Origin of the sequence: Lysinibacillus sphaericus, assembly GCF_005217585.1 — a bacterium.
GTDB classification, from domain to species: Bacteria; Bacillota; Bacilli; order Bacillales_A; family Planococcaceae; genus Lysinibacillus; species Lysinibacillus sphaericus.
The window spans coordinates 1699141-1712760 of the sequence record NZ_SZPT01000002.1; the positions used below are offsets into that span (position 1 = coordinate 1699141).

Annotated in this window: 20 protein-coding genes and 1 pseudogene; 5 read left to right on the forward strand and 16 right to left on the reverse strand. The window is 37.5% G+C overall.

Annotated features, from left to right (window positions below):
* Nucleotides 1-147 precede the first annotated feature (147 nt).
* Together FC748_RS22505 and FC748_RS22510 are read right to left on the reverse strand one after the other, a co-directional pair.
* Nucleotides 148-495 carry a manganese efflux pump gene (locus tag FC748_RS22505; RefSeq protein ID WP_304364566.1) on the reverse strand — a complete coding sequence of 116 codons (348 nt, stop codon included), beginning with the start codon at nucleotides 493-495 and terminating at the stop codon, nucleotides 148-150.
* A pseudogene (locus FC748_RS22510) lies at nucleotides 493-726 on the reverse strand (manganese efflux pump); the annotation flags it as partial. The pseudogene FC748_RS22510 and the gene FC748_RS22505, both read right to left, overlap by 3 nt.
* Before the next feature lie 51 nt (nucleotides 727-777).
* Here FC748_RS22510 and FC748_RS22120 point away from each other — a divergent pair.
* Nucleotides 778-930 carry a hypothetical protein gene (locus FC748_RS22120; RefSeq protein WP_167492678.1) on the forward strand — a complete coding sequence of 51 codons (153 nt, stop codon included), beginning with the start codon at nucleotides 778-780 and terminating at the stop codon, nucleotides 928-930.
* A 142-nt stretch (nucleotides 931-1072) separates the two neighbouring features.
* Here the strand turns inward: FC748_RS22120 and FC748_RS13670 are convergent, their stop codons facing one another.
* Together FC748_RS13670 and FC748_RS13675 are read right to left on the reverse strand one after the other, a co-directional pair.
* Entirely contained in the window at nucleotides 1073-1894 is an 822-nt protein-coding gene (locus tag FC748_RS13670) for a thermonuclease family protein (protein WP_038509431.1), read from the reverse strand.
* Between the two features lie 490 nt (nucleotides 1895-2384).
* Nucleotides 2385-2966, reverse strand: coding sequence for a phosphatidylglycerophosphatase A family protein (locus tag FC748_RS13675; RefSeq protein ID WP_024362550.1), 582 nt, complete (start codon nucleotides 2964-2966; stop codon nucleotides 2385-2387).
* 112 nt (nucleotides 2967-3078) lie between these two features.
* On the opposite strand from FC748_RS13675, the gene FC748_RS13680 reads away from it, so the two are divergent.
* From FC748_RS13680 to FC748_RS13690, 3 genes are all read left to right on the forward strand, one after another.
* The gene (locus FC748_RS13680) at nucleotides 3079-3798 is read left to right on the forward strand and encodes an alpha/beta hydrolase (protein WP_025218681.1); all 720 of its coding nucleotides are present in this window, start codon (nucleotides 3079-3081) and stop codon (nucleotides 3796-3798) included.
* Nucleotides 3799-3881: 83 nt separating this feature from the next.
* Complete coding sequence (locus FC748_RS13685) at nucleotides 3882-4397, forward strand: YjcG family protein (protein ID WP_108029443.1); 516 nt, start codon at nucleotides 3882-3884, stop codon at nucleotides 4395-4397.
* Between the two features lie 3 nt (nucleotides 4398-4400).
* Entirely contained in the window at nucleotides 4401-4829 is a 429-nt protein-coding gene (locus FC748_RS13690) for a GNAT family N-acetyltransferase (RefSeq protein ID WP_024362547.1), read from the forward strand.
* 114 nt (nucleotides 4830-4943) lie between these two features.
* Here FC748_RS13690 and FC748_RS13695 read toward each other — a convergent pair whose 3' ends face one another.
* The 6 genes from FC748_RS13695 to FC748_RS13715 all read right to left on the reverse strand — a co-directional run bounded on the left by FC748_RS13695 (nucleotide 4944) and on the right by FC748_RS13715 (nucleotide 7838).
* The gene (locus FC748_RS13695) at nucleotides 4944-5192 is read right to left on the reverse strand and encodes a stage VI sporulation protein F (RefSeq protein ID WP_024362546.1); all 249 of its coding nucleotides are present in this window, start codon (nucleotides 5190-5192) and stop codon (nucleotides 4944-4946) included.
* Nucleotides 5193-5382: 190 nt separating this feature from the next.
* Entirely contained in the window at nucleotides 5383-5550 is a 168-nt protein-coding gene (locus FC748_RS22435; protein WP_080653321.1) for a YjcZ family sporulation protein, read from the reverse strand.
* Nucleotides 5551-5614: 64 nt separating this feature from the next.
* Nucleotides 5615-5974, reverse strand: coding sequence for a stage V sporulation protein AE (spoVAE, locus tag FC748_RS22125; RefSeq protein WP_374116275.1), 360 nt, complete (start codon nucleotides 5972-5974; stop codon nucleotides 5615-5617).
* Between the two features lie 15 nt (nucleotides 5975-5989).
* Entirely contained in the window at nucleotides 5990-6985 is a 996-nt protein-coding gene (locus FC748_RS13705) for a stage V sporulation protein AD (RefSeq protein ID WP_024362544.1), read from the reverse strand.
* Nucleotides 6979-7434, reverse strand: a complete 456-nt coding sequence (gene spoVAC / locus FC748_RS13710) for a stage V sporulation protein AC (RefSeq protein WP_024362543.1) — start codon at nucleotides 7432-7434, stop codon at nucleotides 6979-6981. The genes FC748_RS13705 and spoVAC overlap by 7 nt, the downstream gene beginning before the upstream one ends.
* Nucleotides 7434-7838, reverse strand: coding sequence for a YhcN/YlaJ family sporulation lipoprotein (locus FC748_RS13715; protein WP_227665410.1), 405 nt, complete (start codon nucleotides 7836-7838; stop codon nucleotides 7434-7436). The genes spoVAC and FC748_RS13715 overlap by 1 nt, the downstream gene beginning before the upstream one ends.
* A gap of 135 nt (nucleotides 7839-7973) precedes the next feature.
* Here FC748_RS13715 and FC748_RS13720 point away from each other — a divergent pair, with 135 nt between their 5' ends.
* A complete protein-coding gene (locus tag FC748_RS13720; RefSeq protein WP_024362541.1) occupies nucleotides 7974-8498 on the forward strand; it encodes a CotY/CotZ family spore coat protein in 525 nt (174 codons plus the stop codon).
* Nucleotides 8499-8563: 65 nt separating this feature from the next.
* Here the strand turns inward: FC748_RS13720 and FC748_RS13725 are convergent, their stop codons facing one another.
* The 6 genes from FC748_RS13725 to FC748_RS13750 all read right to left on the reverse strand — a co-directional run bounded on the left by FC748_RS13725 (nucleotide 8564) and on the right by FC748_RS13750 (nucleotide 13456).
* Nucleotides 8564-8989, reverse strand: coding sequence for a hypothetical protein (locus FC748_RS13725; protein ID WP_108029442.1), 426 nt, complete (start codon nucleotides 8987-8989; stop codon nucleotides 8564-8566).
* Between the two features lie 53 nt (nucleotides 8990-9042).
* Complete coding sequence (gene mgtE, locus FC748_RS13730; RefSeq protein WP_024362539.1) at nucleotides 9043-10419, reverse strand: magnesium transporter; 1377 nt, start codon at nucleotides 10417-10419, stop codon at nucleotides 9043-9045.
* A gap of 226 nt (nucleotides 10420-10645) precedes the next feature.
* The gene (locus FC748_RS13735) at nucleotides 10646-11572 is read right to left on the reverse strand and encodes an RluA family pseudouridine synthase (RefSeq protein WP_024362538.1); all 927 of its coding nucleotides are present in this window, start codon (nucleotides 11570-11572) and stop codon (nucleotides 10646-10648) included.
* On the reverse strand, nucleotides 11547-12341 hold the full coding sequence (locus tag FC748_RS13740; RefSeq protein WP_024362537.1) for an NAD kinase: 795 nt from the start codon (nucleotides 12339-12341) through the stop codon (nucleotides 11547-11549). Before FC748_RS13740 ends, FC748_RS13735 begins: the two co-directional genes overlap by 26 nt.
* Nucleotides 12338-13009, reverse strand: coding sequence for a GTP diphosphokinase (gene yjbM / locus FC748_RS13745; RefSeq protein ID WP_024362536.1), 672 nt, complete (start codon nucleotides 13007-13009; stop codon nucleotides 12338-12340). Before yjbM ends, FC748_RS13740 begins: the two co-directional genes overlap by 4 nt.
* A 63-nt stretch (nucleotides 13010-13072) precedes the next feature.
* A complete protein-coding gene (locus FC748_RS13750; RefSeq protein ID WP_024362535.1) occupies nucleotides 13073-13456 on the reverse strand; it encodes a UPF0738 family protein in 384 nt (127 codons plus the stop codon).
* Nucleotides 13457-13620: the final 164 nt, after the last annotated feature.

Here is a 13620-nt window from a genome sequence, read left to right on the forward strand (position 1 = left end):
ATTATTCTCAATTACACTCTCTAACCAAAGGATAATCTTTGCTACCAATGTATGTCAACTAGCAATCTAAAAACGTCTTTAATATGTCAAAATTCCCTAAAAAAAAAGAATATTACTGAATCAAACAGTAATATCCTATTATTTTTATTATTTAGCAAAAACTTCAAAAACTCCAATAACAATTAACAACCATCCTGATATAGCGGTAGAGTATTTCCCTATAAATGTTTTACTTAGCAGGACACCAAAATGACTTCCTAAACCCACTGTGATAAAAGAAAATGTGCCTATCGAGATGACCGTCCAAATTGCGGATATACCATTTGCACCGATAGCAATTCCGCCTGCTAAACAGTTTGCCGATAACACGAACCCCAGTGTCATTGCCTCTCTCATAGAAATAATATGATTTTTATCTTCGTCAAATATTTCAGGATTTTTAGCAATGCTATGCTTGGAAAAACGATTAGAGAAAAGTGTAAATATCCCAATCACACATAGCAGAAGGCTCCCTAAAAGATTGGCTGTATGTGGCGAAATATACTCTATTACTGTACTACCAGCCGTTACTGCCACAAAAGTGACAATCATTGACAGTACAGCAATTACTGCATTCGATAAGATGGGAATCTTCACTCGCTTAACACCATAGGCCAAACCAATCCCCAAATTATCTAGATTGGCTGCTATACCAATAAAAATAATGGTGATCCAATGCATGATTTCCCTCCTTTTAAACGATTCTCCATTTTCTCATCATATGAGAAGGAAAATTTTATGTTCAATTGGGCGTTTACCGGAAAATGCAATGGAATTAATGAAGTGCGGGGATTTATCCGCGATTGGCACGGCTTTACCCGCGATATAACATGGCTTACCCGCGATTTATTCAACATTACCCGCGATTTGAGCGAAGTTACCCCCCGATAATAAAACAAAAGCGCGATACAATCACTTTAAGCCCATAAAACCATTGTAAACAATGAGGGATTATCAGGAACATGACTGATTGTTGTAAATTCATATTATCCCGACAATCCCCTAAGTAAAAAATTTAACTTTTCCTACGACATTATTGCCTAGCGGGAATAAACCCCTCTGCTTCTGCTTCTTCTTTCGTACAGAACATGGCTTCTGCTACAGTATTGTCATAATCACGTTGTCCAGGCATGTGATAAATTTTGTTACCTTTTGAATTAATATTTCCTTTAATAGTACAATTCTTTTTACTGCTAGTATTATTCGACTCATCTTTACTTGCTTTAGATGGATTTTCTTCTTTCACAGCATTAGTATAGGCCTCTTTATCGTAACCACGATTTGTTACGTAGTCTTCAACTGACCAAATACCAATGGCAGATTGTTGCGCAGTTTTTTGAATGGACTTAAACCAATCTACATGTTTCGTATTTGGCTCATAAATATAGGCCACGCGTGCTAACCCATTTTTCAATAGTTGCTCTTGTACACTAATACCATCTTTCGTATAAACATAAGCTAATAACCTTTTATATTTATCCCGATAGGAAACGTCGAATTCTAAATAAACGGTATCTTGTCCAGCTAGTAACTGTTTTGTAAATTCTTTCGCTTCTGGCCCAAAAGGTTGCACCCCTAACGTTTTGTGATTCGTTTCAGGCGTATCTACAAGAAGAAAACGTATTTTTTCGGAACTGCCGTTATATTTTATTCTGATTGTGTCCCCGTCAATTATTTCCTGTAGTTCAAATTCTTCAAATTTACTCACATCATGCTTTTCAGCAGATTCCTTTGTTGAAGCTACAATCCCTTGTATATCTTCAGTTTTACCATTGCCAGTGCTAGCCTCTTCTGTACATCCACTAATCAGCAATGTTGAAAACAATAAAGCTAAAAATAATTTTTTCAAATTCATATCCTACTTCCTTAAAGTTAAATCTAGAAAATATCCATTACTAATTTAGAATCGTCCGGACAAAAATAAAAAATGATACATAATAATGATCCCCTTATTAATTCCTTACGCATATCGCCAAAATCAAAAATCTCCAGCTATATTATAAACTGAAGACCTGATAATTTATCTAAATATTAAATACAATACAACGGCAAAAATAATTGTTCCACTAGTGATTAACGTTTTAATATCTTTATCACTCATTTTCAGTACCTCTTTTCTTACTTCATACAATACTTTATTTAATTCTATTATCAATAAAGTCGACTAATATCACAATGGATTTGATTAGTTTTCTTCTGAAATTTTTAAGTATGCTTAAAATATTTCCTATTATACAAAAAAATTCAGAACGCCCGTTACAAAATAAAGAGTCGACAAACTTGAAAAATACGAGTTTGTCGACTCCCTTATTCCCTCAATTGAAGGCATTTATGCTATTACACTATTAAATTTCATTATGTGGTTTTGGCTTTGGACCGAGCTCTTCTGGCTCAATATCAGCAAATGTTTCGCCTTCTTCTTCTAAATCACGCATGCGGTGAGCAATACGTGATGCTGCCGAAGCTGCAATGCTGGCAACTAAATCATCTAAAAATGTATTAACATGATGTCCAGGCTCTGTATCGAGTTTTTTTATAATACCGATTTTTTGTTTATCTAAATGTCCAAATGTTGTTACAGCTATACTTCCATATGTAAACACAGACCCCAATGCAATCGTTTCATCTACTCCGAATAAGCCTTCATCGGATTCGATAATTTGTTGTAGAGGTGACGATAATAACCCTTTTTCAGCTAATTCATCCAACTCTATTCCAACTAATACTGCATGTTGGACTTCTCGTTTACGTAATACACGTTCAACCGAATGAATACAATGCTCTAATGTTAAGCCTACATTGTAGGATTTTTGCATTTCATAAACAATCTCAGCAATGTCTTCTAACTCTACACCACGGCGAATTAGTGCAGCTTGGGCTGCTTTCGCCACTTCTTCTGACTGTACGCGAATACTTTTATCATGCATAACTAACCCTCATTTCAGTTTTTTTGCTAACATAACGCTAGCCCAACCTATTATACCTTTACTTTCGTAATATGGTACAATTTTGTCACAAACACATGAAGGAGTGTCATCATTGGATAAGGGAACTGTACAAGATTTAAAGTTCTATAGTGAAGCATTGCAGGAGGAATTACAGCTATATATTTACGTCCCTGCTAATTATTCTCCACTATACAAATATAATATTCTCATCGCTTCGGATGGTAAAGATTATTTCCAACTTGGAGGTATTACAAAACTAGCCGATGAACTTATCGATGACTATGAAATCGAAAATTTAATCATTGCATTTGTACCATACAAAGATATTAAAGATCGCCGTACTAAATATATTCCAAGTGGTGAGCAACATGAAGCTTACTTACGCTTTTTAGCACATGAACTTGTTCCCTATTTAGATGCTGAATATGCAACGTACCAAATGGGTATGAGCCGAGGAGTTATCGGTGATTCTATGGCTGCAACCGCTTCCTTAATGGCTGCATTAAAGTATCCGAGTATTTTTGGCAAGGTTATTTTACAATCACCTTATGTTGACGAAGATGTACTGAAAGCGGTTGAACAGTTTAAAGATCCAGGAGCTATTTCTATTTATCATATCGTCGGAAAAAATGAAGATAAAGTTGTGACAATGGATAAAACCGTTAAAGATTTTTTAACGCCAAATCGACAGTTGCATAATCTAATGTTAAGTAAAGGCTTCTCTACATTTTATGAAGAGTTTGATGGCAATCATACATGGAAATATTGGAAACCTGATTTAAGACGTGCGTTAATTGAAAATTTCAATTAATGTTAGGCGATTCAAATTACGTATTTTGAAATTTCTGTTATACTTAGATAGAAAAATCGTTTATTTTCGGGAGGTAATGGACTATGAAGTACGGAATTGTGGCATTTCCATCAAAAAAATTGCAAGATTTAGCAAACACGTATCGCAAGCGTTACGATCCTCATTATGCGAAGATTACACCGCATATGACGTTAAAAGACAGCTTTGATGCAACAGAAGACGATATTCAATCTATTGTTAAGCAATTAGATGATATTGCTGCTAAACACGCGCCTTTAAATATTCATGCATCACGCATTAGTTCGTTTTTCCCAACAACAAATGCGATTTATTTCCGCATCGAACCAACTGAACAATTACAAGCATTCCATCGTGTATTGGAAGATCAAATTCCTTTTGGGGACTCTAAGCATGTTTTTGTTCCACACATCACGATTGCACAAAAAATGACGGACTCAGAACATGATGATATTTTTGGGCAACTCCGCATGACTGGGGTTGATGAACATGATAGTATCGATCGTATTCATCTTTTATACCAATTGGAAGATGGGTCATGGACAACATATGAAACATTCCGATTGACTGGAGCTGAATGACTTTTGTATAACGTTAAGATTGTCGAAACAGAGAAAGAACATGCTGATGCATTTGCTGTTCGTAAAAAAGTATTTGTAGAGGAACAAGGTGTTCCGCTTCATTTAGAATGTGATGCTTTAGATGCAACAGCAACACATTTTATTATGTATGAAGGCAATGAACCTGTTGGTGCTGCTCGTCTACGTAGCATTGAAGATCATACTGCAAAAATTGAACGCGTATGTATTTTACAAAGTCAGCGGGGCAAAAAACTTGGCGTTTTAATTATGCAAGAAATGGAGAAATTCGCAATTTCCATTCAACAAAAGAAATTAAAACTCCATGCTCAAAGCTACGCAGTTCCTTTTTACGAAAAGCTTGGTTACACGGTAACATCTCCTGAATTTATGGATGCTGGAATACCTCATCGAGCAATGGAAAAAGAGATATAATGAACAGGTGTTACGATATGCTAAAAGCATAGTCGTAACACCTTTTTTTATGCCTTTGTAGCGTGTTCTCTATTTGGAGCTCTTTCTCACACCAAAATAGACAAACGTTCATCATTATTTCATCATTCTAGCAAGCTTTTCGAAATCTAGTGAAGCGCCATCTTGAATAATAGAGTTTACGATTTTATCTTCAAGCTCTTGTGTAATTTGTCTATTAGACACTTTGCCTACACGGCGTACTATTTTTCTTACTTGTTTCTCATTGGTGAAATCAGCATGTTGAATTGCATTAGCTAATGCAAAGATTTCATCCATTGATACGCCTGTCTTTTGTTCAATCGAATTAAAAAACGAGCGATGCATGTTCCCCCTCCTATCAATTCCACCTCAACGTTATTGTCGCGAATGATTCATAAACGGTAACTAATCGTACACAAAACATCAATGACAACTGTTGGAGGCTCTAACCTTATTCAGTAAGTTTTTTATATACTCACAGAAAAAAGCTAAAGCCTATATATCTAAAACTCTCTAGAGCTTTTAGCTAGACTAATTAACTTACGAAAGTAGCGCCAACAATAATTAGGAGAATGAATAGGACAACAATTAAGACAAATGTTGAGCCCATTCCATTATTGTTATTGCCTCCGCAATAGTTCCAGCTATTTGCACCAGCAACATTATTACCATAAGGTTGTGCACACCAGCCTTGATATCCCATAAAAGCACCCCTCCCTTCTACAACCTATAATATGTAAAGTTGCAGGCAAGAGAGGGGTATTCGTCTAGTCAATATTCCCTTTTGGTTTAAAAATTAATGCGCCAATAAAGCCAAAAACAATTGCAGCACTGATTCCCGAACTTGTTACTTCAAACATGCCAGTCAATACGCCTACTAATCCATGCTTTTCCGCTTCAGCCATTGCACCATGTGTTAAGGAGTTACCAAATGATGTAATAGGTACAGTAGCACCTGCACCTGCAAAATGAATGAGTGGCTCATACAAGCCCATTCCATCTAGAATTGCACCAACAACGACTAACGTACTTAATGTATGTGCTGGCGTTAATTTACCAACATCCATTAATAATTGACCGATAACGCAGAAAATGCCTCCTACAATAAATGCAAATATAAAAGTCATAACCATGCTGTTGCCTCATTTCATTGTAATTTCTATCGCATGTGCGGTACATGGGATCGTCTCTTTCTGTTGGAACGAAAGTGGAGATAGCAATGCACCTGTCGCCACAAGGAGCACTCGTTTATATGTCCCTGCACGAAGCTCTTGCATTACATAACTAAAAAAAACAGCCGCTGAACAGCCTGCTCCACTCGCCCCCGATTGAAAGGATTCATCTTGACCGTAAAATTCCGCTCCAGCATCGCGTAAAAGTGTTAACTCCTCATTTTTTATGCCACTCTCGACAAGCATGCCTTTAAGCAGTTTTAAGCCAAGCTGTCCTAAATCGCCCGTTAAAATTAAATCATAATGATATATTTCTTGTTTACGTTCCTCTAAATGAGACTTAATCGTTTGGAAGGCAGCAGGAGCCATGGCAGCACCCATATGAAATGGATCATCCATTCCATAATCAATGACCTTACCTATCGTGGCTGCTTCAATAGAAGGAGCATCTTCACGATGTTTACCAACCAGCGCATAACCTGCTGCTGTTACAGTCCATTGCGCCGTTTGTGGTTTCTGTGCACCATAATTAATCGGATAACGAAATTGACGTTCAATCGCATTGTGTTGACTTGATGCCCCAGCAATTGAATAATTTGCAGCTCCGAGCTCCGTTAAAAGGCTGGCTACAATTACAGCTGAAACAGAGGTAGCACAAGCTGAAAATAATCCGATAAAGGGAATAGCTAATTCCCTTGCCGCAAAATTGGTAGGCGTCATTTGGTTAACTAAATCGCCACCTAATAAATAATCAACTTCTGCAGTTGTAATACCACCTTTTTTCATAACAAATTCACAAGCTTCTTCAACCATTTTTCGATGGCCTTGTTCATTTGTTTCCATTTGCCAGCGCTCATCGTCGTAGACCGTATCAAAATATTGTTTGAAAGTACTGCGGTCCTCTAACGGTCCTGCTACTACGCCTCCTGCTAACAACGATGGTTTTGACGGAAAGATGATTACCATGAAACCACCCCTATCGTCACAAGAATATATTTAATAAGTGCAACAAAAAATGCAGATACTACACCAAATAACACAACAGATCCCGCTAATTTGAATAAATTACCGCCAACACCGAGGACTAAACCTTCAGATCTATGTTCAATTGCAGCAGAAATTACCGCATTCCCAAACCCTGTAACAGGCACTGCTGAACCTGCTCCTGCAAATTGACCAATTCTTTTGTATAAACCAAAGCCTGTTAAAATCATTGCGAAAAATACCATCGTTGCAACGGTTGGGTTTCCGGCTGTTGCTTCTGTGAAATTAAAGAAAACGATATAAAAAAGAGAAACCGCCTGCCCAATTGTACAAATGAGACCACCTACCACAAATGCTTTAACGGCATTCTTTAAGTAAGGGGTAGGCGGTGTTATGTTTTGTTCTAGCTGTTGATATTGCTCTTTTTCCATTATGTTTCCTCCTTTGCAAGCTTCTGCAGCTCCGTAATTTTCTTGCTTAGTTTATTATCTTCAAGTTGGTCCTTTTTTATTTTATTGGCTTCATAAAATATTTTATAATCGGCTGAAACAAAAACCTCTTTGCTGGGATACTTTTCATCAAACTTTTTTTGGAGTTTCTTCTCTATTTTAGTCGTATTCCATTTTTTCAATGGTTTAATTTGCACAGCCACAAGCATTTTATCGTCATATTGAATGACAGTTGATTTTTCAACCGATTTTTCTTCTTTTAATACCGATTCAAGCTCTGCTTCATTTTGTGGAGAACCATAGACAATAAATTTTTCTTTTTCCGTGCATCCAATAAGCAATGTCATACAGACGAATAGAGGCAACATCATTCCTAATAACCTCAAGGTATTTACCCTCCTTTTCCTAACAGTTTCTCCACACATAAAAAAACTATTCATTTGAATAAGTAAACGAAAGCCCGAGTCCATTTTTCAAAAGCACATATTGTAGAAGTAGTTAGAAAGAAAGGAGGTGACAATATGGGTTGTGGTAAACCAACAAATCCTATTGGACCTATCCATTCAGCAGGCTGCGTATGTGACGTGGTGCGTGCAATTTTAGATATTCAAAATCAAGCGGTGCGAGATGAGTGTTCTCCATGTACAGCAAACTGTTTCTTAGAACCACTAGGCGGGATCGTAAGTCCTGCACGCTCAACAGCAGATACACGCGTATTCATGCTTATTACAAAAGACGGTACTCCATTTAAAGCATTCTTTAGCTCACCATCAGCAGATCCTTGTAAATGTACATCAGTATTTTTCCGTGTCGAAGATATGTTTGATGAATGCTGTGCTACTTTACGCGTTTTAGAACCATTATGTACTTATGATTCTACTGAAAGCACTGTAGACTTATTAAGTCGTGATGGCTGCTGCGTAAATATGAAGAAAATTTGTAAAGTAGATGATTGGAACTCTACTGATAGCTGTATCACTGTGGATTTATCTTGTTTCTGCGCTGTTCAATGTATCGCTGATGTTGACTTAGGGATTTGTAATTAAGTCTTTCTCCTTTGACACACTACACATAAAAAAAAGTGTACAGCATCCTCTGCTGTACACTTTTTTTATAATATCGGCAATTGTTTCCCCCGCCATAATATTTGTTCAATATCCTCGAAGTAAATAATTTCTTGTGTATTGAACTCCTTGGACGTCAACAATAGGGAATCCATTTGCATATCTGAAGCAGTTCCACTTAGTCTTCTACCATCCTTTAAAGTGATTAATAATGGTTGATAAGCTTTTTGACGAAACGGTTTTTCTAAAAACTGTAGCTGCTTTATAATATATTCGTCCATTTCTTCGTTTACTTCTTCATTTACTTGTTCTTTCACGAATTTAGGTACCGCTTCATCTAGACTCGACTCACTGTCGTATTGATCTCTTACATAGACAGACGTACTTTCATCCAAATCCAATTCATGTAGCATTTTAGAAATGTTTAAGAAATAAGTTGGTGACTTTATATATAGGCGTGGCTCTCGCTCCACAATTATCACTTCCCTTTTTTCCCTACAATATGCAAAAGTGAAGAAATTGGTTCTTAGCCTATTTGACTTAAAAACACGGTCGCTAGTCCTAAATAAATTAAAATACTCGTAATATCATTTAATGTTGTAATAAACGGACCCGATGCAACAGCCGGATCAATTTTCATACGATGCATTAATAATGGGATAAATGAGCCAGCAAGTGTTGCCACTAAAATCGAACCACAAATTGCTGCACCAACAAGCATCCCTAAAATTAATTCACTTTTCCATATATATACAATACCAATAACAATCAGGCCACAAACAATTCCCGTTAAGATGCCAGTACCTGCTTCTCGAAGTAACAGCTTCATTTTGCTATGTTCTTCGACATCACCTGTCGCAATGCCTCGAATGGCAACAGCAAGTGCTTGTGTGCCACTATTCCCCGAAGTACCTGAAATAAGCGGAATAAAGACAGCAAGCAACGCTACTTTATCTAATGTATCTTCAAACTGCCCCATTAAATTCGCTGTTAGCATACCTAAAAACAATAAAATAACAAGCCAAGGCAAACGTTTTTTTGCTGCTTGCCAAGGATTAGTATCAAACTTATCCATATCGGAAATACCCGCTAATTTCGAGTAGTCTTCCGATGCTTCCTCATCAATAACGTCGATAATATCATCGACAGTAATAATTCCCAAAAGCTCACCTTGATCACCAATAACAGGTGTTGCTAGGAAATTATAATCCTTCATAATTTGTGCTACTTCCTCTTGGTCATCACCCACATGCACCATTACAACTCGTTCATTCATAATGGAGCGAATAAGTGTATCCTCATCAGCAATGATTAAATCGCGGAGTGAAATAACCCCTGTTAGTCGATGTGCCTCATCCACAACAAATATATAATAAATCGTTTCGGCATTTGGTGCCTCTTTACGCAATATCGCCATTGCAGAACGAACAGTTGAATTTTCAGGAATAGCTACGTATTCAGTTGTCATAATAGAACCAGCTGTATATTCATCATAACTTAAAAGCTCATTAATCTCTTCAGCTGTTTCTACATCCATCATGCCTAAATAGCTTTCTCGTTGCTTTGTATCCAACTCATTTAAAACGTCTGCAGCATCATCAGCATACATATGGGACAGCATTTCTGCACCGTATGCTGGATCCATCTCAGCTAAATACGCTGTATATTCGTCATCATCTATTTCGATTGCCTCAAAAATATCAGCCATTTCCGTCGGAGACAAGTACGAATAGATGATCTTCCTTATATCAGGCTCCACCTTTTCATAAAACGTTGCCTGATCATATGGATGAAGTTCTAAAAACTCATCACGGAATGCGTTAATTTCATTGTTTTCTAGCATACCACGTAAATGTGCCTCGTCGAATTGCACATCATCCTTTTCATTTCTTTCCTCTATCATGCTTGTCCCCTCCTTCCGAGCGTTGAAATTATTTTACGTTCATTGACGCAAATCTACCTTTTATATAATAGTGTGCATGCACTGTTTGTGCAAACTCTTTTTTTAGATAAAAACAACTTTCTTCTTTACTATACCCTACAATTGCTTATTTTTCTGTTAACATGCTATTAAGATACTATTTAATAATAAAAATGATAAGGAGATGCTCGATTTCGCGAACACCTCCTCAAATATTTAATATTTGTTGCATATCATCCTTTAACATACTTGTGAAAGAGTACTTCTCATTTGTTAATGGATGCTGCAAAGACAACGATACACAATGTAGTGCTTGCCGATCTATCAGATTACGGCTTCCCCCATATAATTCATCGCCTATAAGTGGGTGACCTACATAAGCCATATGCACGCGGATTTGATGTGTTCGTCCTGTATGCAATTTTAAGCGAATATGCGTCATCGGCTCTCCTTGAACAGTAAAACGCTGTAAGACGGTCACATCCGTATGCGCAAATTGGCCATCCTCCCGTACCTCACGTTCAATAATACTAGATTCTTTTCGACCAATAGGCGCAATGATAGACTGCCTATCCTCTATTAAATGTCCGTGTACAATTGCTTCATATTCACGCGACACATTACCACTGCGTTGGGCTAAACCCATTAAGTGATGGATATGTGCATGCTTAGCGATGCATAACAAGCCTGATGTATCACGATCGAGCCTTGTCACAACATGGACGGTGGAGGCTAAGCGTTGTTGTTCAAAATAGCCACAAACAAAATTAGCTACACTTTTTGACGGATGCTCACGGGATGGAATTGTACTTTGATGTGCTGGTTTATCAAGCACTAACAAAGCCTCATCCTCGTAAATAATAGACAGCGCTCCATATTCAATTGTGAGTCCATCACTTTTCTCTTCTGGTGGAAATTTTATTTCTACCTGATCCCCCATGTGAAGGGGGTAACGTACATTTTGCTCGATACCATTGACCGATAGTAAGCCCCCATCAAACTTAATAGCTGTTAAAGCACGTTTCGATATTTGCCATTGTGCTAAAGCCTCACGGAGCAATTGACCATCCTTTTCAGCTTGAAATTGAAGTGTAAAACGTGTATCGCTATTACTCATTTGCAACGAATGACTCATGCACACGTTCCCAAAACGGAAACGGTCTGAAGCGTGCAAAGCGGACCCTTTCATTTGCTACATTGAAAGCAATGGATTTCACATCACCTTGTGTGACTTGTAGATGATCAACTGTCATATTGAAGTTTTGATCGTTCACTGGGCGTAAAATACAGTGATGATGAGCTGGTAAAATTAGTGGCGAGCCTACTGTTCGGAAGACGCGATTATTTATAGAGGCAATTTCAGTAATTTGAAGTGCCGCTAAAGTAGGGTGGATAATGGCTCCTCCTAAAGCTTTGTTATAGGCTGTACTACCTGATGGGGTCGAAACACAAAGGCCATCCCCACGGAAACGCTCAAACTGATTACCATTTAACTCAACATCCATTACAAGGGTAACATCAGGCGATTTCACGGTCGCTTCATTTAGTGCCAAATAAGTGTTTGATTCTGCATTATGATGTTCCACTTTTACTTCTAATAAGGGATACTCCACAACATTAAAATCTTTTTTCGCAATAGATAGCACTAATTTCTCTAGTTCGGAAGGTTTCCAATCCGCATAAAATCCTAAATGGCCTGTATGAATACCGACGAATGCAACTTGATCTAGCAAATGTGAGTAGCGATGGAAAGCATGTAATAGCGTGCCGTCCCCACCTATCGATACGACAATTTCAGGTGTCTCTTCATCGTATGTTAATCCAAAATCTTGCAAATATGTTTTTGCTAGCTCCATTAATTCATTTGATTGTGCATCTCTACGTGATTGAATAGAAAATTTCATTGTGAGTCACGCTCCTTCTCTGATAGTAAACTAGGATTCGATGCCTCTTTAAATTCACTAAAATAGGCCTGTGCTTCTTGAATTTCACTACGAATCGAAGACATTTCTTCATCTAACCGGAAGGCTGCTTCTGCTGCACTTTGTAGACGATTTTTTATTTCCTCTGGAAACATGCCCTTATATTTATAATTTAGTGAATGTTCTATTGATGCCCAAAAATTCATAGCTAATGTACGAATTTGAATCTCTGCTAGCACTACTTTTTTTCCTTGTATGGTCTCAACGGGGTATTCTACAATCATATGATATGAACGATAACCGCTTGGCTTATTATGGGTAATATAATCTCGCTCTTCCACTACGCGCATATCCTTACGTTGTCGAATTAGCTCTGTCACCGTCGAAATATCATCTACAAATTGACACATAATACGAACACCTGCAATATCGCCAAGCTCGTCGCCAAGTTGCTTCGACGGTTCAAAGGCTAGTCCTTTTTCTAGCGTTTTATCGTAAATGCTTGCCAGTGGCTTTACTCGTCCTGTCACAAATTCAATTGGTGAATTTGCATTGACAATGCCAAACTGAGATCGCATACCTTTTAATTTTATTTTTAACTCATCTACTGCTTGTTTATAAGGACTTAAAAAAATCTCCCATTGTCCCATCGCTAAAACCTCCCGACATTCGGTATCGGACAAAACCAACACCGTCTGTTCGTTTTGTCTTTTTTAATCAGCGAGAACTGCCTTGAAGTGTTGTTCCACTGCTTGAACAAATTCTGCTCCGTAATTGTAATTTCCTTCAATATTATACACGAGCATTTCCAATTCCTCGTAAAAGTTTGTCAGTTCAATTACTTCCCCATCTACTTTTAACATTGGGTTTTGTTTGGCTTGTAAAATATGTACAAGATTGTCCCAACTGTTTTGTGGAAAACGCAAGTAATGATAGTCCTCTCCTGCATCCAGTAAATAGATAAATGCAAAATCATCTGAATCTGCAATTACTTGAGCAGCAGGCTTTAGCTGTAAATTTTTATGATTGTCGTTTAAACTAAAATGAGGTTGCTGATTTTCAAAATAAAATGATTCTATAGTATATATTTTACGCAAATGTGGGTCCCCTTTTCGTCGTTCTCTTCCTCTTATTTTAGCATATGGGGTAAATAGTTGCAGTGTGTAATTGCAAAACAACAAGCAAACTTCGGCTAAAAACCGATTACAACATTCGCTTAATTGCGTCCCGAGCTTTTTCATTTCTGCTTGAAAAAAGCTCC